This is a genomic window from Treponema putidum, from assembly GCF_000755145.1.
In the GTDB taxonomy this organism is placed as follows: Bacteria; Spirochaetota; Spirochaetia; order Treponematales; family Treponemataceae; genus Treponema_B; species Treponema_B putidum.
Genome location: NZ_CP009228.1, coordinates 1,236,474 through 1,258,387 on the forward strand (window position 1 = coordinate 1,236,474; position 21,914 = coordinate 1,258,387).

Genomic DNA, 21,914 nt, shown 5'->3' on the forward strand with positions numbered 1-21,914 from the left:
CCTATCGTTAATTTTAAAAAATGACTTAGTCCCACTTTCTTCCAAACAGTTTTTGTAAGAAACCGGAAAAACCTGAATATTCATTATAATCCGTTTTTTCAAGTTTTGCAACTATGTGGCGCAAACAACCGGACGCTTTACTCTTTGGAGCATGTATAAAGAAGGGTTTTTGCTTTAAAACAGCCTGTTCAACAGCCGGATCATTATAAATAAAGCCCAAGTACTCGACTTTTAAATTTAAAAATTGGGCTACTATTTGTATCATCCTCTCTGCTATTTTTTTGCCTTCAAGGGCGGAATTTACGCGGTTGACAATCATTTTTAAGTTTAAATCATAGTTTTCCACTTCGGTAGCTATTATTTTTATAATCCCATAGGCATCGGTTATAGCCGTAGGTTCCGAAGTGGTAACAATTACAACCTCATCGGCAGCAGCGACAAAGCTAAGCACATTCTTAGAAACACCTGCGCTTGTATCGATTATTATTATATCGGCTTCTGCAAGAGTGTATAATTCCTTAATAAAATCGGACCTTTCAGCCTCTTCCATATTTGCAATTTTTGAAAAACCGGAGGCTCCTGCGATAAATTTTATTCCATATTCCGTATCGATTATGATATCCGACATTTTCTTTTGCTTTTTCATTACATGATAAAGATTGAATTTCGGAATTATATTCATCATAACGTTTACATTTGCAAGGCCTAGGTCTGCATCGATTACAATAACGTTTTTTCCCATCTTTGCATAGGCAATCCCCATATTTGTAGAGATATTCGTTTTTCCTACGCCGCCTTTTCCGCTGGTTACGGCAATTATCCTAGTCTTACGTTTAGGAGGAAGGTCTGATAAGTCTTTGTTGCCGTTGTTTTTATTTTTCATCAATGTTTTTAAATCTTCTGCCTGATCTGTCATCTTAACTCCATACTATAGAAATTTCGTCATTGAAATTTTCATTGATATACTCCAAAGGGAATCCCGTAAGTTTTCTTAAAAAACTTATTTTAGAAGCCTTTGCAATATCTCTCGGGACTTTTTGCCCTTCGGTTATATATGCGGCAGGAATCTTGTATTCATCTAAAACACTTATAATGCTGCCCACATGAGCAGTTTCATCAAGTTTTGTAACTATCAGGCTGGAAAAATCAAAAACCGAATATTGTTTTATTATTTCGCTTATATCGGCAGCCTTAGTTACGGCACTAATTACAAGATGAATTTCTATCCGTCCCGGCTCTATTTCATCAAAATATTTTTGCATTTCAAGAATTTTTTCGGGATCGGACGGACTTCGCCCCGTCGTATCTATGCATATAATATCGGCAGAATCCTTATATAGATCGAGATATTTGCGCAAATCTAAGGGATCGCTTGCAATTATTAAGGGAATATCCATGTGTTCACAGTATTTTTTTATCTGAAATGCCGCCCCTATCCTAAACTGATCAAGGGTGATAACCCTCACATCCAGAGGTCTGCCTTCAAGTTTTGAAATAGCCAAAACATAGTAGGCGGCAAGTTTTGCAAGAGTTGTGGTCTTTCCTATACCTGTAGGCCCAACCAATGCAATCAAACCCTGTTTTTTTCTTTCTTCTTTTTTTATGGGAATAGAAGAAGCTATCCATTCCAGTACTTTTTTTTGTACGGTTTCAAAATCATTTAATTCGGCTAAACTCAAGTTAGCCGTTATTTTGTTTTTTATGGAACGGATATATTTAGCGGTAAAATCATTTTCTTCCAAAAGAGCTTCAATTTTTACAATGTTTTCATGTTCTTGTGAAGATTCCGTCTTTTGTTTTATCTGTTCAGCGAGCCGTTCAACGGTATCTGCCAGTTTTTTAAGCTCGATAGATTCAATATTACCTTTTGAAGGAGCGGGGGCCTGATTTTCAAGTTTTTCTATATACGGCATCATCTTTTCAGCCATTTCTTCCGATTGAGATGCAGCCATTTTTATTATTTTTAAGCGCTCTTCTTCAATATTCATAGGAGAATAGTTTGTTACGGATTTTTGTTTTGACTGTGTTTGTTTTTCTTCATTATCACCGGAGAATTTTGGAATAAAGGATTCGTTTTGGATATTAAAACTTACCCTTATTGTCTCCTTGTTAAAAAAACTAAAGAAGCCTTCATTTCTTTTTATCTCGCGCCGGGTAATCATTATATTCGGCCCGTACTTTTCTTGAATTTTTTGAATACACTTTTCATATGTTGAAGCTTCCTCGACAAATGTTTCCATAATAAACTTTATACCACCCAAAGCCATTATAAAACATTTTTATAAATTTTACAATACAGATATGAGATGTTTGTTTGACCTTTTAGAGCTAATTGTTTTAATAAATTTACAATTATCTTTGTGAGAGCGGACAGCAATTCTTATGTGATTTTCGCCTAGGGTTTTAAAACTCCTACAGGTTCTTATCAAGATCCCATTCCGTTCAAAGAACTTTAAAGCATCTTCATCCTTAGCATTTAAAACTTTAAGAAGGATAAAATTGCAGTGAGTTTTATAAGCTTGTAATTTTATATCTCCCCTTGTTCCATATTTATTTATATTTTCGAGCAAAAAAGCTCTTTCCTTTTGAATATAGGCCTTGCTTTCTGCAATAAATTCCTTATCGGAAAAGATTGAATTAGCCGCAGCTTCAGCAAAGGAGTTTATGTGCCATGCCATTTCAATTTTAGAAAGAGCTGAAACGGTTTCGGGGGAGGTACAGGCATAGCCTAAACGAAGTCCCGGAAGAGCAAAAAATTTAGTTGCAGCCCTTAGTATGCAGATGTTCTTATAACCGTCTTTTTTAAAAAGGCTTATACTGTCATAGTCAGGCGGACAAAACTCATAAAAAGCCTCATCTAAAAATAAAAAAGCCCCTGCCTTTTGTACAAAAGAGTAAATTTGCAAAAGATCCGTTTTTTTTATTCTTAAGCCTGTGGGATTATTCGGGTTTCCTAAAATGAGAAGGTCATCGGCTTTTAAGTTTTTTTTAAGAGCAGAAATATCGGAAGAAAAATCAGGAAGGTAAGGAATTTCTAAAACCGTTTTTTTATGAACAATAGCCCTCAATCCGTATTCCGAAAAACAAGGTGTGCATAAAATTATTCTTTTAAACATTGAACAAAAATTATCGATTATTTCTACAGCTCCGTTCCCCAAAACAATATTTTCAAGCCCGCACTTTAAATACTTAGCTGTTATTTTCTTTAAAGAACGATAGCTAATATCGGGATAAACTAAAAGGTTATTAAAGGAAGAACTTAAAGCTCTTTTCAATCCCTTAGGGGCTCCCAGAGGATTTATATTGCTGCTAAAATCGATTAAAACTTCATCATTTTTTTTATAAGATAAAAAACCGCCGTGTTCCAAATTTTCCGCCTTCTGTGTAATTTAATACATTTCAGTTTAAGTGTCAGCCTCAGCATAAGCTGCTTAAAGTTTTACGTAAAAATTATATTATTTTTAATATTAAAACGCAAGGTCTCATTTCCCCACGAGTTGTAAAAAAGTTATAGTATTTTGTTTGCCTTATTTTTGTCCTTGAATAATTTTAACTTTTGTATTATACTACGGAGCAATGCCTAAAAAAACTTTTTTAAATTTACCCCAAGAAAAACAGCAAAGGATACTCGAAACATGTAAAAAGGAGTTTGAAAAAAAACCTATTTTTCAGGCAAGTGTTTCGGATATAGTAAATACTCTGGGTATAGCCCGCGGAAGTTTTTATCAATATTTTGAAAATTTGGAAGAATGTTTTTTTACAATTTTAAGCTCCGAAAACATGGATGTCCATGCCCTGTTTCAAGAATCTTTACAAGAAAACGATAATGATTTTTTTAATGCCCTTTTAAGATATGCCGGTATTTTGTCTAAGGAGCTTTATAAAAAATCTAAGCGGAATTTATATAAAAACCGTTTTCTTTATTGGACTCCCAATTTAGATAAGGCTTGGAGTGAATATCGAAAAAAATACCTTCAAACCGAAAAAGTTGCCGATATGGAAAAAGTCTATTTTTCAAACTTGGAAAAAAACTCTCTTTCCGTTTCAACAAACGAAGATATAAAAGAACTTATAGAATTTACCAAAGCAATCGTTCATAACCTTATATCAAGATCATTTATCGAAAACTGGGGGCCGAAAAACTTTATTGAGCATTTTGAAAAACAAATCTTGTGGATGAAAAACGGGCTAAAGGACAGAGAGTAATAGCCATGTTTTACTCATTATTATAATTATACAAATCCAATAAAAATCACTAAAAACAGCTTTAATATTTTTTTCATTGCTGCTCTATATAAAAACTTGTTGTCAATCCAATATAAATTCATATTCCCGATAAATTAAATTATCCTTAAAATCAAAAATATCTATAGATATTTTTCCGAGATCATTTATTAGGCAGGCAGCTATGCGGTTGCCCGAATTGGAAACTTTCATTTCTTTGCAGGTGAATTTTATATCCTGATTTTTATAGGCATTTTTTATAACCTTCATATACTCATCAATGCCTTCAATATTTTTAGTTTCACTGTTAAATAATTGCCAGACAACTTCATCATGTAGAAATTTTTGATATGTTTCCCAATCTCGGCTGTTTTCCGCCTCAAAAAATTTTTGTAAAATATCCTTTGTGTCCATTGGATCCTTCTTTTTTTAAAACCGGTTTTTTATTCATTGTAATGTGTAAGTATATAATATTTTTGTTTTTTAGTATATTGCTGCACTATTTTTTTTAAATAAATTTTAAAAACCTCTTGACAAAATGACGGATTGTCATTATATTATGCATAAATAATGACAGTATGTCATTAAATTGATTCTATAAGGAGTTATGATAAACAGTCCGGCATAAATATTGTTACACTGTTTATCTACCGAGGAGGTATTTATGTACATCGTTGAATCCGTTTTTGATTTGAGCTATCTGGCTCTTGTTATTGCTCTAAGCATAAAGCTTTTGTTACAAAAGGATAGAACGGCAAAGCTGTTCGGGCTTATGGCTCTTCTTTTAGGTTCAGGGGATTCTTTTCACCTCCTCCCGCGTGTAATTTCTATGTGGCACAAGGGCGGTTTTGAGGCAAATGCTTTCTACCTTTCAATCGGGGTTTTAATAACCTCCATTACAATGACTATTTTTTATCTTATGTTCTACCATTATTATAAGGTAAAAACAAATACAAGCAGCAAATCAAAAGATATTCTTATATACGGTTTAGCCCTGATAAGATTGGTGCTTACCGTTATGCCCCAAAACGAGTGGGGTATGGCTGATGCAAGTTATACTTGGAGCATTATCCGAAACAACCCCTTTGCAGCCCTTGGAGCAGTTTTGATTTACTTCTTTTACCAAGCCCGAAAAACCCCCGGTTTGGAGCACATGGCTCTATTAACGGCTTTAAGCTTTTTGTTCTATCTGCCTGTTGTCTTGTTTTCAAAAACCGTGCCTTTAGTAGGGGCTCTTATGATGCCCAAGACGGTGGCTTATGTGGGAATAGTATATGTAGGATTTAAGCATTTTATACCCAAATTCAGCTTAAAAAGTATCTTGGAAAATTCTTTTGTTTACTTGGTTTTAGGCTTGGCTGCAGGCGTCTTTTTTAGAGAATTTACAAAATTCAATGCCTTTGACGGCTCCTCATATCTAAGCCTGATGCATACCCATGTTTTGATTTTGGGTACTGTGCTTTCCTTAGTTTCTTATCTTGCATTTAAGCAGGTCCCGGCCCTTAGCGAAAAAAGACTTGCCTGTGTCAGAAGGGCTAACCATTTTTGGAATACGGGAGTTCTTATTACTGTGGTTCTCATGCTTTTACGAGGTATTATTAGTGTTTTAGGAAATAATTACACATCAAAGGCCCAAGATGCAGCTTTTTCAGGTATAGCCGGAATAGGACACATTCTTTTAGCCCTCGGCCTTATATATACATTTTTGATGATTCTTAAGACAAGAGAAGATTAAAAAGCCTACCTGGCTTTTGATTTTTTATCAATATTTATGTCCGCCTCTAAAATCTAAAAGATTTTAGAGGCTTTGATTTTCGGTTTAAATTATAGTTGTTCTATTTCTTTAATATCCAAGCCTGTAGCCTTTGCAATATTATTAGGTGATAGCCCCATGTCAAGTAAATTCCTCGCCGTTTCAATGGCTTTTTGATGTGAACCGGCTATTTTACCTTCGGCCAAGCCTTCAGCTAATCCTATACTTCTTCCTTCAGAACGGCCTTCCGCTAAACCGGCAGTTCTGCCCTCTCTTCTAGCTGCACTGCGTTCATCTTCCACATACATCCGGTATTTTTCGTCAGAGAGTTCTATTGCCATTCGCCTCTCTTCATCAGTTACCCTAAAGAGTGTTGCTTCTGCCATTTTTATACCCTCCTCTAATTTACACAATTTTTCCAACATTCCGCTTTTTTTGTCTTCTTCATAGTTGGCCAAAAACCTTATCCAAAAGTCTTTTAAGCTATACTCTTCCAAACTCTTTTTCATAGTATAACCTATTAGCTCGTTTAATTCAACATTTTTTCTAAACCCGCCTTAAAAACAAGCCGAAAATTGATTGAGATAACATATAGGAGTTTCGATAAACATTCCGGCTTGAAATACAAGCCTCCATGTTTATCTTTGAGTTTGCCTTTCGGCAAACGTCGCATTATTGTATGTAGTTTTGCATAAAGCAAAACTACTTGAAAAAACTTTTTTCAGGATTTGGTTCGCTATCCGCTTTAGCGGATACGATGAAAAATTTCTTTACAGAACAGAGCCGAAAGGCTCTGATAATCCTTGCAAAAAGTTTTTATAGGAGGTTCATATGCAGGCACTTGATGTTCGTATGCAGGCTTTGCCGGTACAAGAGCCGGAAAGAAAAGCTTCTGAGGACTTTAAAAGAGCTGATGCGGAACCTGTAAGAAACGGAGATTCATTCCTGGCAATGATCAAAAAGATGATTGCCGCCGCCAAGGATGGGAGCAAGGAGATTGATGATGCCCGATTTGAAGATTCCCGCTTTAGGGAAGACAAAGTAAGGAATTCATCGCTTCAAAAGGAAGCAGGAAGGCAGAATACGGAACTATCATCCGAAAACCGGCCGTCTAAGGAAATAGATGCCGAAAATCTGCTTAATTCCAAAGAAGCTTATCTAAAAGAGACCAAGGACTTAACGAAAAAGCCTAAGAGCGAAGCCAGTAAGCTGCACTCGGAAAATTTAGATGCCCAAAAGGTGCAAAAAAATATGCCTGAGCTGGAGCTTAAAATTCTCAACGAGGATTTTAATGAGGAAATTAAAGATTTTTTGCCGCAAGATTTAAAAGAAGAAGAAAGTATATCTCTTTTTTCGGATGAAGCTTTAAAAAAATTCGACAAGACTGAAAAGAAAAAGCTTTTTTCTACAGATGAGGAAAAGGCGGCACAAGCCGATAAGCTGGGGCTTTTATCCCGGGTCGATAAAAAGGACTCATCAAAAAAAGCTCATTCGCAAACCGAGTCATCACAGGAAAATTTAAGTAAAAAGTCTATTAACAAAACAAAAGCAAAAATCTCTGTAGAAGACTTGCGTTCAATGCCTTCCGTTCAATCGGATGCTGCTATTCATACTACAGTTGCCGAATCGAGGGTAGAGACGGATAACTCCGTCGATATGGTAATCGATTTTAGCGGCAAGGCTCAAAATGCATTACAAGACGGAGAATTTCAAAACACTCAAACCGGAAGCGAGTCCCAAAAAACAAGTCAAACTTTTTCGGCTATGTTGACTCAAGAAATAAGGGATGCGGCGGCAGACTTTGTACAAGCCGGAAAAATAGTTCTCCGCGATAATAATGCAGGAGAAATAAGACTGCATCTAAGACCTGAAAACCTAGGAGCCGTAAAAATCAATTTAGAGCTGAGTGAGGGAAAAAGGGTTACGGGAACAGTAACGGTTGCTTCGAAAGAAGCTTACGAAGCATTTGAAAAAAACTTGGATAACTTGGCTAAAGAATTTAAAGAAAACGGTTTTGAATTTGCCGAATTTAATTTAAATTGGTCGGGCTTTTCGGGGCAAGAAGGATTTGCCGAAAATTTTGAATCCTTTTCCGGATTTGCTTATAAAAATCAAGAACAAGATTTAAGGCAGCTTGAAAAAACGGCCGATAATCTGAGTACCTACAGTTATGTCTATGGTTCGACTGTAGATCTTTTGGCTTAAAGGGGTATTTTATGCAAGTAAATAACATTAATAGAAGTGCCGTAGATACGGCTTTTGAACAGGCTGAGATGATGAAGAATTTTAAGCCCGAGATGAGTCCTGAAGAAAAGGCTCTTTTAGGTCTACAGGTTGACACCTTAAATAAGCAGAATTTTGCAGAAACAAGGGTTCCGAAACAGCAGCTTGGAAAAGATGATTTTCTTCAACTTTTAATTGCCCAGCTGACCCATCAAGATCCTACATCTCCGATGGAAGATACGCAATTTATAGGGCAAATGGCTCAATTTTCATCCCTTGAGCAGATGACCAATATGAACAAAAACTTTGCTGCTTTAAACGAGCTTATGACAGGCTCATCGGCCGTAAATGCCGTAGGCAAAAAAGTTGACTTAGACCTAGGGTCTTCACAGGTTTCCGGTTATATTTCAGCCGCGACACGCGGTATAAATCCGGAAGTTATGGTAAACGGAAACTGGTACAACTGGTCAGCCGTTAAAACAGTTTATGCAGAAAACAATTAGGAGGCAATAATTATGATGAGATCACTATTTTCCGGCGTCAGCGGAATGCAAAATCACCAAACAAGAATGGATGTTATCGGAAATAACGTAGCCAATGTAAATACAACAGGTTTTAAGAGGGGAAGAGTAAACTTTCAAGACTTAATTTCACAGCAGCTAAGCGGGGCTTCCCGTCCTACCGAGGAGCTTGGCGGTGTAAACCCCAAAGAAGTCGGTTTGGGTATGATGGTCGCAAGCATTGACACAATTTTTACTCAGGGAGCCTTGCAGACAACAGGCGTCAATACCGATCTTGCAATACAGGGAAACGGCTTTTTCATTCTTAAAGACGGAGAAAAAACTTTTTACACAAGGGCCGGTGCCTTCGGTCTTGATAGAGACGGAACCTTGGTAAATCCCGCAAACGGAATGAGGGTACAGGGCTGGATGGCTGAAGAAGCTGATGGGCTTAGGCTTATTAACACTTCAGGACAAACTGAAGATTTAACTATTCCGATAGGCCAAAAAATAGATGCAAAGGCAACAACGAGCGTAGACTATGCTTGTAACCTTGACAAGAGATTGCCTGAATTACCCGAAAATGCAAATAGAGCCCAGATTTTGGAATCTACTTGGTCTACAGAATTTAAGGTTTATGACAGCTTCGGAGAAGCTCACGAACTTCAAATCGATTTTGCCAGAGTCCCCGGAGAAGTTAATGCTTGGAGGGCTACGGTAAATGTCGATCCTACAAATGCTGAAGCAGCAGCAACAAGGTCGGGAATTGGAACAACAGACGGCGTTGAAAACAGCTTTATAGTACGCTTTGATAATAACGGTCATCTTGCTTCTGTTACAGATACGGCAGGAAATGTGAGTGCCCGCGCAGGTAAAGTTTCCGTCCAAGTTTCTTTTAATGTTTTAGGTGCAAACCCCGGAGAAGGCGGAGCTGCGACCAGACAGACCTTGGATGTAAATTTAGGAGAAATAGGTACATCAAAAAATACCATTACACAGTTTTCAGATAAGAGTACTACAAAGGCTTATCAACAGGACGGTTACGGAATGGGCTATCTTGAAAACTTTAGAATCGACCAAAGCGGCATTATAACCGGTGTTTATTCAAATGGTGTAAGGCAGGAGTTGGGTCAAATAGCTATGGCCGGTTTTGCCAATCAAGGCGGTCTTGAAAAGGCAGGTCAAAACACATATGTTCAATCCAATAACTCCGGTGTTGCAAATATTTCTACATCCGGTACGGTTGGAAAAGGCTCTTTGATAGGCGGTACTCTCGAAATGAGTAACGTAGATTTAACCGACCAATTTGTAGACATGATCGTAACTCAAAAAGGCTTTCAGGCAGGAGCTAAAACAATACAAACTTCGGATACAATGCTTGAAACAGTCTTGAACTTGAAACGATAGTATGGTATAATATAGGGTATTATTTATGATACAGGTAACGCGGCTAAACGGAACAAAGTATTGGATTAATCCTCACCAAATTGAAACGATAGAGTGCAATCCCGATGTTACTTTGCAAATGCTTTCAGGAAAATATTATGTAATTAAGGAAACGCCTGAAGAAATTTTGGACTCTATAGTCGCTTACCGCCGTAAAATCGGCATATTTAAAAATGAGTTGTAGTAGAAGCAAAAAGGGGTATATATGGATATAGCGTCGTTTATAGGAATATTCGGAGGTATAGCAGTTGTTGCATTCGGTGCAATCCTCGGCGGCTCGGCCGGAGGGCTTATTCACCCGGCTTCAATGTTAATTACGATTGGCGGCTCCTACATGTGTCTTTTTTTAACCTATCCTTTATCCTATACGATAGGAATTTTCAAAGTTGTTGCAAGAGTTTTTAAGGTAACCGATTACGGCGAAAAAGCTCTGGTTCAGCGTTTTGTAGCCCTATCCGAAAAAAGCCGCCGTGCAGGTCTTCTTGCCTTGGAAGAAGAAATTGAAGACTTTGAAGATCCATTTATGCGCTCCGGTTTACGAAATGTAGTTGACGGTATTGATGGAGAGGCTATCCGTTCTCTTATGGAAAACGAACTTAATCAAATGGAAGAGCGCCATAACACATGGATATCCTTAGTAAACGCTTGGGCAACCCTCGCTCCCGGTTTCGGTATGTTGGGAACGGTTATCGGTCTTATCGGTATGTTGTTAAACTTGGATGATAAAAGTGCTCTCGGTCCTAACATGGCTACGGCTCTTGTTACAACCTTTTACGGTTCTCTTATGCAGAACTGGCTTTTGGTTCCTATAGCAACAAAGCTTATGTACCAAAACAATATGGAAGTTAAGTCCAAAGAAATGATTATAGAAGGTGTACTTGGAATTCAAGCCGGAGATAACCCTCGAATCTTGGCTCAAAGACTGATTACATATTTGACGCCTTCCGATAGAAAAGCAATTGAAGCGGAAGTATTAAAGGATTAAAATGGCAAGAAAAAAGAAACACGGTGCAAGTGCCGCAGGAAGCGGATGGCTTACCACTTATGCAGATATGGTTACTCTAATGCTTTGCTTTTTCGTAATGCTTTTTGAGCCGTCTGAGGTAGATGTAACTCAGCTCTTGGCTCTTTCTGCGTCAATAAGCGGTGATCCGACGGGAGGCGGCCATTCGGTTTCTGCGGGCAGACTTTCCGACCTTGGAAACACCATAAGCTCGATGCCTTCAATGGAAAAAGGAAAGATGCTGGCAAGTGCATTAAGAAAGGCCGTTTCACTTTTTGCTCCCGAAATTAAAACAAATAAAATTGCCGTTACAAGCGATGAGAGGGGGATAGTAATCAGCCTGGCATCGGACGTGTTTTTTTATCCGGGCAGTGCAGACCTTAATATTGCCGAATCCAGAGATACCCTTTTAAATCTTGCTCAGTTTTTATCTTCTCAAGATTTGGCTTCCTATAGGTTTAGGGTCGAAGGCCATACCGATTCGGGTGTAACGGATCCTAATGTATGGAAAAGTAATTGGGAGCTTTCGTCTGCAAGGGCAATAAATATTTTGCACAGCCTTACTGACTTTGGAGCCCAAGAATCCCGATTTTCCGTAGCAGGATATGCAGACACCCGGCCCATATTTTCAAATGATACGGCAGAGGGCAGGGCTTATAATAGGCGGGTTGATATAATTATTCTTGATGATGCACATTTTTAGTAAAAATAAAATTGTGCCGATTATAATAATAAGGAGAAAATTATGGCTGATAATGACTTAATGGATGACGATGATATACAGGAAAATATGACTTCATCAGTAGATACCAAAAAAAGAGGCGCAGGTCTTATACCCATGCTTATAAAATGGGTTGCAATTGTATTGGTTGCTATAATATTCGTTGTTACCGTCGTAGTTATTACAATGAATATAAGAGATAGAAGCGGTTCTTCCCATTCTAGTTCGCCGGTTTCTGAAGAATACAGGGAAACAAGGGATGTGCTTCAGTGGTATCAGGCAATCGGCATTTTAAAAATATATACGGCTGATAGAATTCCTGCGACCTTGATAGTTGACGTAGCCTTAGGTTATACTAACAATGATAAATCTACACCGCAGGAGCTTTCTGCAAGAAAGGTAGAAATAATCGACTTTTTGCGCTCTTATTTTAAAAGCAAAACTACTGCGGAATTAAGACAGGAAGAAAAAATAAAGATTGAAATAAAGCACGAAATAAACGATAATGTACTTACAAAAAACAAAATAAAGGATGTTAAATTCACGCAATACGATATTGTTGAACAATAAAGGATAGGAGAGCCATGACAGAAGTTCTTTCGCAGGATGAAATAGATCAGCTTCTCACCGCAATAAGCTCAGGAGATACGGAGACAGAGGACTTTCGAGCCGTCAATGACACCCGTAAAATAAAAATTTATGACTTCAAGCGTCCCGATAAATTCTCTAAAGAGCAGATGAGGACGGTACAGATGATGCATGAAACCTTTGCACGTCTTACAACCACCTCTCTTTCCGCTCAGCTGCGAAGCATGGCTCATGTTCACGTGGCAACCGTAGAACAGCTTACGTATGAAGAATTTATAAGATCAATACCTACGCCGACGACTTTGGCGATTATAAACATGGATCCCCTAAGGGCAAGTGCCCTTTTGGAGATAGACCCCTCGGTTACCTTTTCAATTATCGACCGCTTATTCGGCGGTAAGGGACAGGGTTCAAAGGTTCAGAGGGAATTGACCGAAATTGAGAGTTCGGTTATGGAAGGCGTTATAGTACGTATTCTTGCAAATATGAGGGAGGCGTGGACAACTGTAGTCGATTTACGTCCCCGTTTAGGAAACATAGATACTAATCCTCAGTTTGTTCAGATTGTAACTCCGTCGGAAATGGTTCTTTTGGTAACCTTGGAAACTAAGGTCGGAGAAGAAGAAGGAATGATGAATATCTGTTTGCCTTACATAACTCTTGAACCGATTATATCAAAACTATCGACACAATTTTGGTTTTCTTCGGTTAGAAGGGCATCGACGGGACAATATGCGGCTGCAATTAAAGATAAACTTTCTTCGGTTGAAGTAGATATGATTGCCGAGGTAGGGTCTTTGGATGTTTCCATCAAAGACGTTCTTAACTTGAGAGCTGGAGATGTTGTCCGTTTACCCAATGTCAGGGTAGGAGATCCCTTTAAGTTGACTGTAGGCAGCAGACCTAAATTTTCCTGTCAGCCCGGTGTGAAAGGGAAAAAGTTAGCAGTTCAGATTTTGGAAAAAATAGAAGATATTAGCGGTGATGAATTCGAAGAATTAACATCGGAAGGAGATGAGTTGTATGAGTGATGGTTCAATTTCTCAAGATGAAATAGATGCTTTGTTATCCGGAGTAGGCGGAGGCGGAATTACACCGGCTCCTGCGGCAGGCTCAGGTGATGATTTGACAAGTTTTAAAAAAACAGCCTTGCTTCAATTTGTAAAAGAAAATGTTCCCGGATTATCTTCTAATTTGGAGTCAATGACAGGTAAAAATGTCAGTATTTCGGAACCTGTGATTGAATTTTCCGATAGAGAAAACTTCTTAAGAAAAGTATCGGAAATGGTTGTTGCTACGCTCATTGATTTTTCCGGGGCTATGGCAGGTGATCATGCCTTTATGATGAGTCCTGAGCTGGCAAAAAAGATAGTCAGCTTGGTCAATCATGAAGATAGTGTAGAAATAGATGACATGGCTCTTTCGGTTATAAGTGAGACCATAGCACAATATGTGGGAACTGAACTTAGTTATCTTGAGCGGGCAGGGCTTACCGGTGTTTCATCTGCTCCGGCAGAATCTTTGCATGTTCCTAAGGCTATGATGAGATTACCTCAAAGCAATTTTATAAGCGTAACTTATAATATGCAGCTTGATAATTCTTCATACCAGTTATGGGAGATTCTTACTGAAGATGTTGTTGATAAAATAACCTCGACGATTGCAGGTCCCGATCCCTCCCAAGCAACCGGAAGCAATGCCGGAATGCAAGGCATGTCTGCAATGGGGGGCATGCAAATGAGTACAATGCAAAACGGAATGGCTGGCGGTATGCAGATGGGAACGGTACAAAATATGGGAGCCCCTGCACAGCAAACGTTCGGTTCCGGAATGTCCCAAGGATCGCCTCAGCAAGGAGGAAATATGCAGGCTATGAATAATATGGGCATGATGCCACAAATGGGAATGGGCACTAATGTTCAGCCTGTTCAATTTCCGCCCCTCCAAGGTTTTGTAAGTCAGGAGGAGCAAGGTAATATCGGTCTTATCATGGACGTTTACATGGAGATGACCGTAGAATTAGGACGCACAAAGCGCATGATTAAAGAAATCCTCGGAATGGGAGAAGGTCATATTATTGAGCTTGACAAACTTGCCGGTGAACCTGTAGATGTGCTTGTAAACCATAAGCCTATAGCAAAGGGCGAGGTTGTAGTTATAGAGGAAAGTTTCGGGGTGCGTATAACCGAAATTTTATCTCCGTCAGAGCGTATTTCGGATATATAAATTAAAAATCGGGTGGGGGCTTTTAATGAGCTTTGGGAAAAAGCTGTTTTTTATTCTTTTCTTTTTGTTTTCAGTCTTGTTATTTGCAGAAACCGGCGGGACTTCTTCGGATGAGGATTCCTTGCCTTCAGAGTCGGGTATTTTATTGGATGCAAAAACAACAGATAATATCGGCGAAACCGGAGATAATTCTACACCCGCAGAAAATGAAACCGGGTTTAATTTAAATGTTGCAGAAAGAACTCAGTCTCCTGTTTTAAATCTTTTACGTGTACTTATATCCTTAGTTGTAGTATGTGTTTTAGCCTATGTTGTATTGAAGTTTTTAAAAAAATCTTCACTATCGTTTTCTTCAGATAGTCCTTATCTAAAAAGCGTTGCTTCAATAAATCTTGCTCAAGGAAAAAGTATCCATGTAGTTACTTTGGGCGAAAAAGCATACATTGTAGGTGTTACGGATTCTTCAATAAATATGATAGGCGAGGTTGAAGATAAAACCCTTATTGATACTATGAATTTAGATGCCGAAAGGCGAAGCTCTTCGCCTAAACAAGACTTTGCTTCTATGTTGGCTTCCGTTTTTAAGGGCTCAAAAAACAATAGTGTTGACGTAAATTTTTTTGAGGCGCAAAGAGAAAGATTAAATAAGGCTGCTAAGTCTCAAGTACCGGAGGAGAAAGAATGAAAAAAAGTTTTTAATTCCAATCTTTTTTATTATGATTCTTTTTATTCCGGTTCAGATTTTTTCTCAAGCGAATTTTCCTGACGGCACTACGGCAGGAAGAACCGATGCCGATCCTAACAGGCAAGCAGGCCGTATTCCTTTTATCGATTTTTCGATAAGGGAACCTTCGACAAATAAGGATGTTGCCTTTTCCGTTCAGCTCTTGCTTTTTATTACTCTTATTTCGATAGCTCCCAGTCTTTTGATGCTGATGACGAGCTTTTTGCGCCTGAGCATTGTTTTGGATTTTGTCAAAAGAGCCTTGTCTTTACAGCAAGTACCGCCTACTCAGGTTCTCAATGGTATAGCCTTTTTTTTGACCCTTTTTATAATGTGGCCGACCTTTACCCAAATATACAACAATGCTTATAAGCCTATGAGTGATGGCCAAATCGGAATAGAAGAAGCCTATAGGGAGGCGGAAAAGCCTATGAGGTATTTTATGTACAAGCAAATGCAAAAAAATCCTGAGCATATCAGAACCTTTATGTCCATGGCAAAACTTCCAAAACCGAATACCCTTGCAGATGTGCCGACCCACATTTTGATTGCAGCGTTTATTTTACATGAACTTACAATAGCTTTTCAGATAGGAATATTTTTATACTTGCCCTTTATCATAATAGATATGATTGTAGCGAGTATACTTATGTCTATGGGTATGATCATGCTACCCCCTATTCAAATCTCGATGCCGTTTAAGCTCATTCTTTTTGTTATGGTTGACGGCTGGGGTCTCCTTTTCGGTAAATTATTTGAATCGTTTTTATAAAAAGCTCATTTCGTACAAAACGAATGTCAGGTTAAGGTGTGGGCTTAGATTATATCCTTATAATTTCAAAAATTCTTCCGGATTTATAGTTTTGACCGGAGAGTTTTTAAATCCATTTTCCCTATCACGAGTAATTATGTAATCAATATTTTCTGCTTCTGCACACTGCATTTGAAGCCCATCTTCTAAATCATTCCAATCATGATTATTACAAATTGAAACAAAATACTTATTTTCTTCTGGAATTATAGTGAAAAATTTACATAAGTTTAAAATTAACGCTTTTCTTTCTTCTACTGTCTTATCTTTTCGTAAGATGAAAAATAAATCGACCAATGAATGAGATGAAATATACCCTCTATTTTCTCCTGTAATGCAAGAATTAATTATTCTTGAAGTATTTTCAGAATAAGGTTCCCTGTCTTGTACAAGGTCAAGAATTATGTTCGTATAAATGAGAATACGCATATTTTTCATCCAGTGCTTCAGAAAGTTCTTTTGCTGTGTCTATTTCACGTTTTACACTGCCTTTTATACTATCAAAAAAAGACAATCCGCTTTCAATTGATGAAGCATTAGTCTTTTTTTTATAAAAAATTAATGTATTTATCCTTTTAGAAAGTATTTCTAAGTCCGGTAATTCAAGAGTGTCCAACTGATTAAAATAGGAATAAGCAATATCAGACATATCAGCCTCCTAATCGATTCCATTATATCATGCTTTCAATAAGAAAACACCTATCTAACAAAAATTGAATGCAATCTTAAGTGTTTGAGTCGTATATATTAAAACCTATACACTTTCTAAATTTGGCTTGGTTTTGTCATTCCATTTTTTATTCGAAAAACTCAGCTATTAATTTGTGCTATGGGTAGACTGGTTTTAATTTTTGAAAGATACTCAAACTCGAATTTTTGCTCATTTGTTATTGAAGTAATTTTATTATTTGTAAAATACCAATAATAAATGATTATCCAAATACCTCCAAATATAATCAGTATTAATTCTTTTTCCATAACAAATGGGCTTCCTAAAACAAAGTACACACCCACGCTAGTGCGGCACAAATCGGAATATATATAATGTAATGCATAACATGTGTTTTCCAATTATATCCAAATAAATGCGGACCTACTATGTCCTTAACTTCCGGATAAAAATGAGGAAAGAAATTTGAATGACAGAGAAGAACCCAATCGAAAAACACAATGTCGAAAGTTTCCATTCCGTAAAGCATAATTAAAAATCTTATGAAGAACTCAATAAAATTAAAATTATTATGAATTCCGTCCCATGCTCCAAGTATAAATGCAGCCAAAAGGATAAGAAAAGCAATTGCAATTATAATCCAACCGATTATATGGGCACCGTGAAATCTTTCTTTTCGGTCAGGAACAGCATCATAAACATCTTTGGGGGCTGAAGAAAAAAACTTCTTGTTTTGAACAAAAGCCACTCCTCCATACAACAAAAGAAAATAAAACACCATCAGCATAAGAGTTGTTATCATCGTTATTGCCATTTGTTATACACCTTATTTATAGAAACTTACTTACCAGATTGAATATTAGCATAGACAGACTGCATGTTTCTTATAATCTTATCTACTTTACTATTATTCATTCCCAGTTTTATACTCTTTTTAATATTATTCATGGCTTCTTCTTTTTTATCGTTAGCCATGTTAATAACAGAAAGATTTAAATATGGAAGTGGATACTTATTATCAATACTTAAAGCATCTTTAATATATTTCTCTGCTTCTTCATATTCTCCTTTACTTATATAAATAGAACTAATATTGTGTTTAACCATGGCTAAAGCATCTACGGTATAAATAGGCCATGTCAGCCAGAGAATAGCTTTTTTCCATGGTTTTTCCTCAATACATAGTTCAAATTTTAAGAAGTAATATAATGCTTTATCAAAATCATTCTTATCCATATACATTCTACCTGTATAGAAATCTTGATAAAAGTATTTACTTATTCTTCCCGGTATAAGCAAAAGTAAACCAATAATAATGTGATAATTCTTGCTAGTATTTGATATGCTCCAATAAACAATGGTACCCAGTGATACAAGTATTATACCGTAAAGTATTTTTAAGCAGAGCGTTCTATTCATTTTTTATCCTCCACGCGAAGCATTCATCTAACTAACGCTTAACCTGTATTTGCAGCTTGTCTGCAATGTCAGGTTGAAGCGGGTCTGTGTTTTTTATTTTGCAAAAGAAACCTGTAAATGTTTCTTGTTTTTCACACAATCAAGCAAATAGTAATTGATAATATTTTGATATGGCATTCCTGTTTCTTCGGACATATTCTTAAAATATTCAATCACAGTATCATCAAGTTTAATTGTTATTTGTTGTTTTGATAGTTTTCCAATATATGGATTTTTTGTTGCATTTGAAAAATCATATTCTTCTCTCATTTTTATCTCCTCCATATTGCTTCTTTTCATTGGTTGTTGCTTTTCTTGCAGAAATTATTCTTATAACTTCATCATTCACTCGGTAGCAATGACATACAACCAGTATTTTTGATTTATTACTTACTCCTAAAATAATAAATCTGTCCTCTTCATCCGAATGTTCCGGATCTGATATTAAAATTGCATTGGGATCGTAAAAAACACTTTCAGCTTCTTCAAAAGAAACTTTATGTTTTTTTAAATTTATTTCCGCTTTTTCAAAATCCCATTCAAATCTTATTTTCATAATTATATTATAACTATTTTAAGCCATTTGTCAAACATAACTATCATTGATATAAAAAGATCTGATACCTTTCCTTATATATTTACTTTATTAAATCCGATTGTATGTTTGTATTTCGTTTATTTCTATTAAAAGTAATAAAATGTGTTTGCCTGCTGGAAGAATTATTTAAAATTTGTTATATTGTCAGCCGAGGTTTATATATGAAAGGTAGAAAATTGTTTTTCTTTTTGTTGGCAGCACTGGTGCTGCTTTTTTTTGCTTGCGGGGGTAATAAGAAAATTGATGAGCCTAAAACTGTTACGGCTTCATTGGGTGCGGAACCGAGTATTTTGGATGCTGCAAAGGCTTCAGACAGGTACTCTTTTATAATATTGGACTATATAAACGAAAATTTGACCGATATTTTAACTGAAGATAATGGGGAGATAAAAATTCTTCCGGCCCTTGCCGAGTCTTGGACTCATAATGTCGATTATACGGAATGGACTTTTAAGCTGCGTGAGGCCTATTGGTCTGACGGCGTAAAGATAAGGGCTGAAGACTTTGTTTACAGTATTCGCCGTATCATCAATGCCGAATCTGCTTCACCTATGGCAATGTATTACGACTATATTAAAAATGCTCAAGATATTTTAAAGGGTAAGCTGGACTACTCCGAAATAGGAATCAAGGCTCTTGACGAAAGAACTCTTCAAATCGTAACTGAAAATCCCATAAAAAATCTTCATGAATTTGCTGCAAAAATTCCGCCGCAAAGGGAAGATATTATAAAAGAATTCGGGCTATCCTACGGCAGCGAGGCCGAAAAAATAATTTGCAGCGGGGCTTTTAAAGTAAAAACTTGGGTGCATAACAGCAAGATTGAGCTTGTTAAAAACGAAAAATTTTGGAATGCTAAAAATGTAAAAATAGATGCTCTTACATTTAAAATAATAAATGAAGAAAATGCCGCCCTCGGTGAGCTTTTAAACGGCAGCATCGATATTGCAAATGCTTATTCCATAAGCTGGATAAATAAGCTGAAAAAAGAAAACCGCTTTGCCGAAATAAACGGAGTTGACAGCCGCGTTCAATATATCTTTATGAACCAAAAGGATAAGCTGTTTTCAAACAAAAAAATTCGCCAAGCTCTTTCGGCAAGTCTTGACCGAAAAGAAATTTGTACCGACCTGTTTGACGATATTTATAAACCGGCCTACGGTTTTGTTTCGATCGCCACCGAGCTTGAAGGTAAAAATTACCGAACCCTTGCAGGTGAGCCGATTCAAGAATTGATAAAAAAAATTCCTGATCCTAAGGCACATTTTATTGAGGGCTTAAAGGAATTGGGGCTTGGAGATGATCCTTCAAAGATAACAATTTCTATAATGTTTCCTTCAAATGAAAGCTCTAAATTTGATGAGTATCTGCAAAATAGGCTTTCAAATGTTTTAGGCGTAAATGTTGAGCTTGATAAGGTTGAAGGGACGGTTTTTAAAAAACGGAACAAAACCCTTGACTATCAAGCAGGCTTTAAATCATGGGGCGGAGGTATTGATACGCCTGCCCGTTATTTGGATTTATTTTTACCCGGGAATAAAATAGTTCCGATAGGCTGGGAAAACAAGGAATATGCTGATCTTGTACAAAGAGCAAAAAAAAGCTCCGATTTTAACGAAAAGCTGGAACTTTTTAAAAAAGCGGAAATGATTTTAGTGACTGAAGAATGCGGCATTTCTCCTTATGCCAACCAGACCTATAATATTTTTATGCAAAAAAATTAAAAGGTGTTAAACAATTTTATCCGGGGACTTATAATTTAAAATATGCCTTTATATCGGATTGATATCCTTATAATTAAATACGGGATTAAAATTTATTTTCATAAAATTTTGACAAATCAATATTTTTTAGTGGACAAAAGCTATAAAATGAGGTAGCATAGTAGTATACAATCAACACATGGAGGCTTATGTTGAAAACGAAGTATATTGATTTGCCTACGATGGCAAAGTATCTTAAATCTGTCGGTGCCGAAACTGTTATTAAACGGCTTATTCCTTATTTGGAAGAAGATTACAAAAGATGGAATGACTTTGATAAGGTTCCAAGAATGGCTCATCACAGCCCAGTCGGGGTTATTGAGCTTATGCCCATAGGAGACTCCAAAACCTATTCTTTTAAATATGTAAACGGTCATCCCGAAAACCCCAAACACAATTTTTTAACGGTTATGGCTATCGGAGTTTTAGCTGAAGTTTCTACGGGATTTCCGCTTCTTCTGAGCGAATTGACGTTGACGACAGCGATCAGGACTGCTGCAACATCGGTAATGGCTGCAAAATATCTTGCAAAACCGAATCCGAAAAAAATGGCCCTTATCGGAAACGGATGCCAAAGCGAATTCCAAGCTCTCGGCTTTCACCATATTTTGGGCATAGAGGAAATTTACTGCTATGATGTAGATCCTGCTGCAACCGATAAACTTATGGATAATCTTAAAAATGTAAAGGGCCTAAAACTTATCAAATGCGGCAGCACAAGAGAGGCTTGTAAAGGAGTAGATATTATCACCACGATTACGGCCGATAAAAAAAATGCCATTATAATTACCCCCGATATGGTTGAGCCCGGTATGCACATAAACGGCGTAGGAGGCGACTGCCCCGGAAAAACCGAACTTGATTCAAAAGTCCTTTTTATGGGTGATGTTTATGTAGAATTTGAGCCGCAGAGCCGAATTGAGGGCGAAATTCAGCATATGGATGATAGCTTTAAGGTTACCGAAATTTGGAATATAATTAAAACAGGTAAGCCCATCAACCGCAAACATGACGAAATTACTATTTTTGACTCCGTAGGTTTTGCTCTGGAAGATTTTTCGATTCTTCGCCTGATGTATGATATAGCAAAAGATGAAAATGTCGGAATACCCCAAGAGCTGGTTCCGGTTTTGGAAAATCCGAAAAACTTATACGGTATGTTGAGATAGTTTTTGCATACTTGGGATAATCTTTATAAAAGGTTTA

Annotated in this window: 25 protein-coding genes and 2 pseudogenes; 15 read left to right on the forward strand and 12 right to left on the reverse strand. The window is 37.1% G+C overall.

The genetic code is table 11. The features are described from left to right. Positions 1–25: 25 nt before the first annotated feature. From JO40_RS05500 to JO40_RS05510, 3 genes are read right to left on the reverse strand one after another with little or no spacing between them, the layout of a single operon-like run. A complete protein-coding gene (locus JO40_RS05500) occupies positions 26–916 on the reverse strand; it encodes a MinD/ParA family protein (RefSeq protein ID WP_044978466.1) in 891 nt (296 codons plus the stop codon). A gap of 1 nt (position 917) precedes the next feature. Then, positions 918–2,267 (reverse strand): flagellar biosynthesis GTPase FlhF, encoded by a 1,350-nt coding sequence (flhF, locus tag JO40_RS05505; RefSeq protein WP_049992347.1) that lies wholly within the window; start codon positions 2,265–2,267, stop codon positions 918–920. A gap of 21 nt (positions 2,268–2,288) precedes the next feature. Beyond that, a complete protein-coding gene (locus tag JO40_RS05510; RefSeq protein WP_044978468.1) occupies positions 2,289–3,368 on the reverse strand; it encodes a pyridoxal phosphate-dependent aminotransferase in 1,080 nt (359 codons plus the stop codon). Positions 3,369–3,576: 208 nt separating this feature from the next. Between JO40_RS05510 and JO40_RS12860 the strand changes: the two genes are divergently transcribed. After that, positions 3,577–4,206 carry a TetR/AcrR family transcriptional regulator gene (locus JO40_RS12860; protein WP_049992348.1) on the forward strand — a complete coding sequence of 210 codons (630 nt, stop codon included), beginning with the start codon at positions 3,577–3,579 and terminating at the stop codon, positions 4,204–4,206. Positions 4,207–4,308: 102 nt separating this feature from the next. On the opposite strand, the gene JO40_RS05520 is transcribed toward JO40_RS12860, so the two are convergent. Then, positions 4,309–4,638, reverse strand: a complete 330-nt coding sequence (locus JO40_RS05520) for a nuclear transport factor 2 family protein (RefSeq protein WP_044978469.1) — start codon at positions 4,636–4,638, stop codon at positions 4,309–4,311. A 250-nt stretch (positions 4,639–4,888) separates the two neighbouring features. On the opposite strand from JO40_RS05520, the gene JO40_RS05525 reads away from it, so the two are divergent. Further along, positions 4,889–5,959: a DUF2871 domain-containing protein gene (locus JO40_RS05525; protein ID WP_044978470.1), complete on the forward strand. Its 1,071-nt coding sequence runs from the start codon at positions 4,889–4,891 to the stop codon at positions 5,957–5,959. Positions 5,960–6,048: 89 nt separating this feature from the next. On the opposite strand, the pseudogene JO40_RS05530 reads toward JO40_RS05525, so the two are convergent. Next, positions 6,049–6,516 (reverse strand): annotated as a pseudogene (locus tag JO40_RS05530) (PD-(D/E)XK nuclease family transposase); the annotation flags it as partial. Between the two features lie 292 nt (positions 6,517–6,808). Between JO40_RS05530 and JO40_RS05535 the strand changes: the two are divergent. From JO40_RS05535 to fliP, 11 genes are read left to right on the forward strand one after another with little or no spacing between them, the layout of a single operon-like run. Continuing rightward, a complete protein-coding gene (locus tag JO40_RS05535) occupies positions 6,809–8,182 on the forward strand; it encodes a flagellar hook-length control protein FliK (protein WP_044978471.1) in 1,374 nt (457 codons plus the stop codon). Positions 8,183–8,193: 11 nt separating this feature from the next. Further along, a complete protein-coding gene (gene flgD, locus JO40_RS05540) occupies positions 8,194–8,703 on the forward strand; it encodes a flagellar hook assembly protein FlgD (RefSeq protein ID WP_044978472.1) in 510 nt (169 codons plus the stop codon). Between the two features lie 12 nt (positions 8,704–8,715). Next, positions 8,716–10,107, forward strand: coding sequence for a flagellar hook protein FlgE (gene flgE, locus JO40_RS05545; protein ID WP_044978473.1), 1,392 nt, complete (start codon positions 8,716–8,718; stop codon positions 10,105–10,107). 25 nt (positions 10,108–10,132) lie between these two features. Next, positions 10,133–10,330: a flagellar FlbD family protein gene (locus JO40_RS05550; protein WP_044978474.1), complete on the forward strand. Its 198-nt coding sequence runs from the start codon at positions 10,133–10,135 to the stop codon at positions 10,328–10,330. A 21-nt stretch (positions 10,331–10,351) separates the two neighbouring features. After that, the gene (locus JO40_RS05555; RefSeq protein ID WP_044978475.1) at positions 10,352–11,131 is read left to right on the forward strand and encodes a motility protein A; all 780 of its coding nucleotides are present in this window, start codon (positions 10,352–10,354) and stop codon (positions 11,129–11,131) included. 1 nt (position 11,132) lies between these two features. Further along, positions 11,133–11,852 (forward strand): flagellar motor protein MotB, encoded by a 720-nt coding sequence (gene motB / locus JO40_RS05560; RefSeq protein WP_044978476.1) that lies wholly within the window; start codon positions 11,133–11,135, stop codon positions 11,850–11,852. 42 nt (positions 11,853–11,894) lie between these two features. Then, entirely contained in the window at positions 11,895–12,440 is a 546-nt protein-coding gene (locus JO40_RS05565) for a flagellar basal body-associated FliL family protein (protein WP_044978477.1), read from the forward strand. Positions 12,441–12,454: 14 nt separating this feature from the next. Then, entirely contained in the window at positions 12,455–13,489 is a 1,035-nt protein-coding gene (gene fliM, locus JO40_RS05570) for a flagellar motor switch protein FliM (protein ID WP_044978478.1), read from the forward strand. Then, entirely contained in the window at positions 13,482–14,684 is a 1,203-nt protein-coding gene (fliN, locus tag JO40_RS05575; protein ID WP_044978479.1) for a flagellar motor switch protein FliN, read from the forward strand. The genes fliM and fliN overlap by 8 nt, the downstream gene beginning before the upstream one ends. A gap of 25 nt (positions 14,685–14,709) precedes the next feature. After that, a complete protein-coding gene (gene fliO / locus JO40_RS05580) occupies positions 14,710–15,369 on the forward strand; it encodes a flagellar biosynthetic protein FliO (protein ID WP_044978480.1) in 660 nt (219 codons plus the stop codon). A gap of 31 nt (positions 15,370–15,400) precedes the next feature. Continuing rightward, on the forward strand, positions 15,401–16,180 hold the full coding sequence (gene fliP / locus JO40_RS05585) for a flagellar type III secretion system pore protein FliP (protein WP_044978481.1): 780 nt from the start codon (positions 15,401–15,403) through the stop codon (positions 16,178–16,180). Positions 16,181–16,237: 57 nt separating this feature from the next. Here the strand turns inward: fliP and JO40_RS05590 are convergent, their stop codons facing one another. From JO40_RS05590 to JO40_RS05615, 7 genes are all read right to left on the reverse strand, one after another. After that, complete coding sequence (locus tag JO40_RS05590) at positions 16,238–16,648, reverse strand: type II toxin-antitoxin system VapC family toxin (RefSeq protein WP_044978482.1); 411 nt, start codon at positions 16,646–16,648, stop codon at positions 16,238–16,240. Next, positions 16,614–16,868 (reverse strand): hypothetical protein, encoded by a 255-nt coding sequence (locus JO40_RS05595; protein ID WP_044978483.1) that lies wholly within the window; start codon positions 16,866–16,868, stop codon positions 16,614–16,616. The genes JO40_RS05590 and JO40_RS05595 overlap by 35 nt, the downstream gene beginning before the upstream one ends. 161 nt (positions 16,869–17,029) lie before the next feature. After that, on the reverse strand, positions 17,030–17,197 hold the full coding sequence (locus tag JO40_RS13880; protein WP_158506573.1) for a hypothetical protein: 168 nt from the start codon (positions 17,195–17,197) through the stop codon (positions 17,030–17,032). Positions 17,198–17,211: 14 nt separating this feature from the next. Then, the gene (locus JO40_RS05600; protein ID WP_044978484.1) at positions 17,212–17,703 is read right to left on the reverse strand and encodes a hypothetical protein; all 492 of its coding nucleotides are present in this window, start codon (positions 17,701–17,703) and stop codon (positions 17,212–17,214) included. Positions 17,704–17,729: 26 nt separating this feature from the next. Continuing rightward, complete coding sequence (locus JO40_RS05605; protein WP_044978485.1) at positions 17,730–18,308, reverse strand: tetratricopeptide repeat protein; 579 nt, start codon at positions 18,306–18,308, stop codon at positions 17,730–17,732. Between the two features lie 93 nt (positions 18,309–18,401). Then, the gene (locus JO40_RS05610) at positions 18,402–18,617 is read right to left on the reverse strand and encodes a BrnA antitoxin family protein (protein WP_010693108.1); all 216 of its coding nucleotides are present in this window, start codon (positions 18,615–18,617) and stop codon (positions 18,402–18,404) included. Further along, the gene (locus JO40_RS05615) at positions 18,601–18,903 is read right to left on the reverse strand and encodes a BrnT family toxin (protein ID WP_010693105.1); all 303 of its coding nucleotides are present in this window, start codon (positions 18,901–18,903) and stop codon (positions 18,601–18,603) included. The genes JO40_RS05610 and JO40_RS05615 overlap by 17 nt, the downstream gene beginning before the upstream one ends. Positions 18,904–19,106: 203 nt before the next feature. Here JO40_RS05615 and JO40_RS05620 point away from each other — a divergent pair. Next, positions 19,107–20,731 (forward strand): annotated as a pseudogene (locus tag JO40_RS05620) (peptide ABC transporter substrate-binding protein). A 126-nt stretch (positions 20,732–20,857) separates the two neighbouring features. Beyond that, positions 20,858–21,877, forward strand: coding sequence for an ornithine cyclodeaminase (locus tag JO40_RS05625; RefSeq protein ID WP_044978486.1), 1,020 nt, complete (start codon positions 20,858–20,860; stop codon positions 21,875–21,877). Positions 21,878–21,914: the final 37 nt, after the last annotated feature.

Bases quoted from the DNA above. Each gene is read 5' to 3' on its own strand.
- JO40_RS05500 (WP_044978466.1), bottom strand. From the start codon at position 916: ATGACAGATCAGGCAGAAGATTTAAAAACATTGATGAAAAATAAAAAC.
- flhF (WP_049992347.1), bottom strand. From the start codon at position 2,267: ATGGCTTTGGGTGGTATAAAGTTTATTATGGAAACATTTGTCGAGGAA.
- JO40_RS12860 (WP_049992348.1), top strand. From the start codon at position 3,577: ATGCCTAAAAAAACTTTTTTAAATTTACCCCAAGAAAAACAGCAAAGG.
- JO40_RS05520 (WP_044978469.1), bottom strand. From the start codon at position 4,638: ATGGACACAAAGGATATTTTACAAAAATTTTTTGAGGCGGAAAACAGC.
- JO40_RS05525 (WP_044978470.1), top strand. From the start codon at position 4,889: ATGTACATCGTTGAATCCGTTTTTGATTTGAGCTATCTGGCTCTTGTT.
- JO40_RS05535 (WP_044978471.1), top strand. From the start codon at position 6,809: ATGCAGGCACTTGATGTTCGTATGCAGGCTTTGCCGGTACAAGAGCCG.
- flgD (WP_044978472.1), top strand. From the start codon at position 8,194: ATGCAAGTAAATAACATTAATAGAAGTGCCGTAGATACGGCTTTTGAA.
- flgE (WP_044978473.1), top strand. From the start codon at position 8,716: ATGATGAGATCACTATTTTCCGGCGTCAGCGGAATGCAAAATCACCAA.
- JO40_RS05550 (WP_044978474.1), top strand. From the start codon at position 10,133: ATGATACAGGTAACGCGGCTAAACGGAACAAAGTATTGGATTAATCCT.
- JO40_RS05555 (WP_044978475.1), top strand. From the start codon at position 10,352: ATGGATATAGCGTCGTTTATAGGAATATTCGGAGGTATAGCAGTTGTT.
- motB (WP_044978476.1), top strand. From the start codon at position 11,133: ATGGCAAGAAAAAAGAAACACGGTGCAAGTGCCGCAGGAAGCGGATGG.
- JO40_RS05565 (WP_044978477.1), top strand. From the start codon at position 11,895: ATGGCTGATAATGACTTAATGGATGACGATGATATACAGGAAAATATG.
- fliM (WP_044978478.1), top strand. From the start codon at position 12,455: ATGACAGAAGTTCTTTCGCAGGATGAAATAGATCAGCTTCTCACCGCA.
- fliN (WP_044978479.1), top strand. From the start codon at position 13,482: ATGAGTGATGGTTCAATTTCTCAAGATGAAATAGATGCTTTGTTATCC.
- fliO (WP_044978480.1), top strand. From the start codon at position 14,710: ATGAGCTTTGGGAAAAAGCTGTTTTTTATTCTTTTCTTTTTGTTTTCA.
- fliP (WP_044978481.1), top strand. From the start codon at position 15,401: ATGATTCTTTTTATTCCGGTTCAGATTTTTTCTCAAGCGAATTTTCCT.
- JO40_RS05590 (WP_044978482.1), bottom strand. From the start codon at position 16,648: ATGCGTATTCTCATTTATACGAACATAATTCTTGACCTTGTACAAGAC.
- JO40_RS05595 (WP_044978483.1), bottom strand. From the start codon at position 16,868: ATGTCTGATATTGCTTATTCCTATTTTAATCAGTTGGACACTCTTGAA.
- JO40_RS13880 (WP_158506573.1), bottom strand. From the start codon at position 17,197: ATGGAAAAAGAATTAATACTGATTATATTTGGAGGTATTTGGATAATC.
- JO40_RS05600 (WP_044978484.1), bottom strand. From the start codon at position 17,703: ATGGCAATAACGATGATAACAACTCTTATGCTGATGGTGTTTTATTTT.
- JO40_RS05605 (WP_044978485.1), bottom strand. From the start codon at position 18,308: ATGAATAGAACGCTCTGCTTAAAAATACTTTACGGTATAATACTTGTA.
- JO40_RS05610 (WP_010693108.1), bottom strand. From the start codon at position 18,617: ATGAGAGAAGAATATGATTTTTCAAATGCAACAAAAAATCCATATATT.
- JO40_RS05615 (WP_010693105.1), bottom strand. From the start codon at position 18,903: ATGAAAATAAGATTTGAATGGGATTTTGAAAAAGCGGAAATAAATTTA.
- JO40_RS05625 (WP_044978486.1), top strand. From the start codon at position 20,858: ATGTTGAAAACGAAGTATATTGATTTGCCTACGATGGCAAAGTATCTT.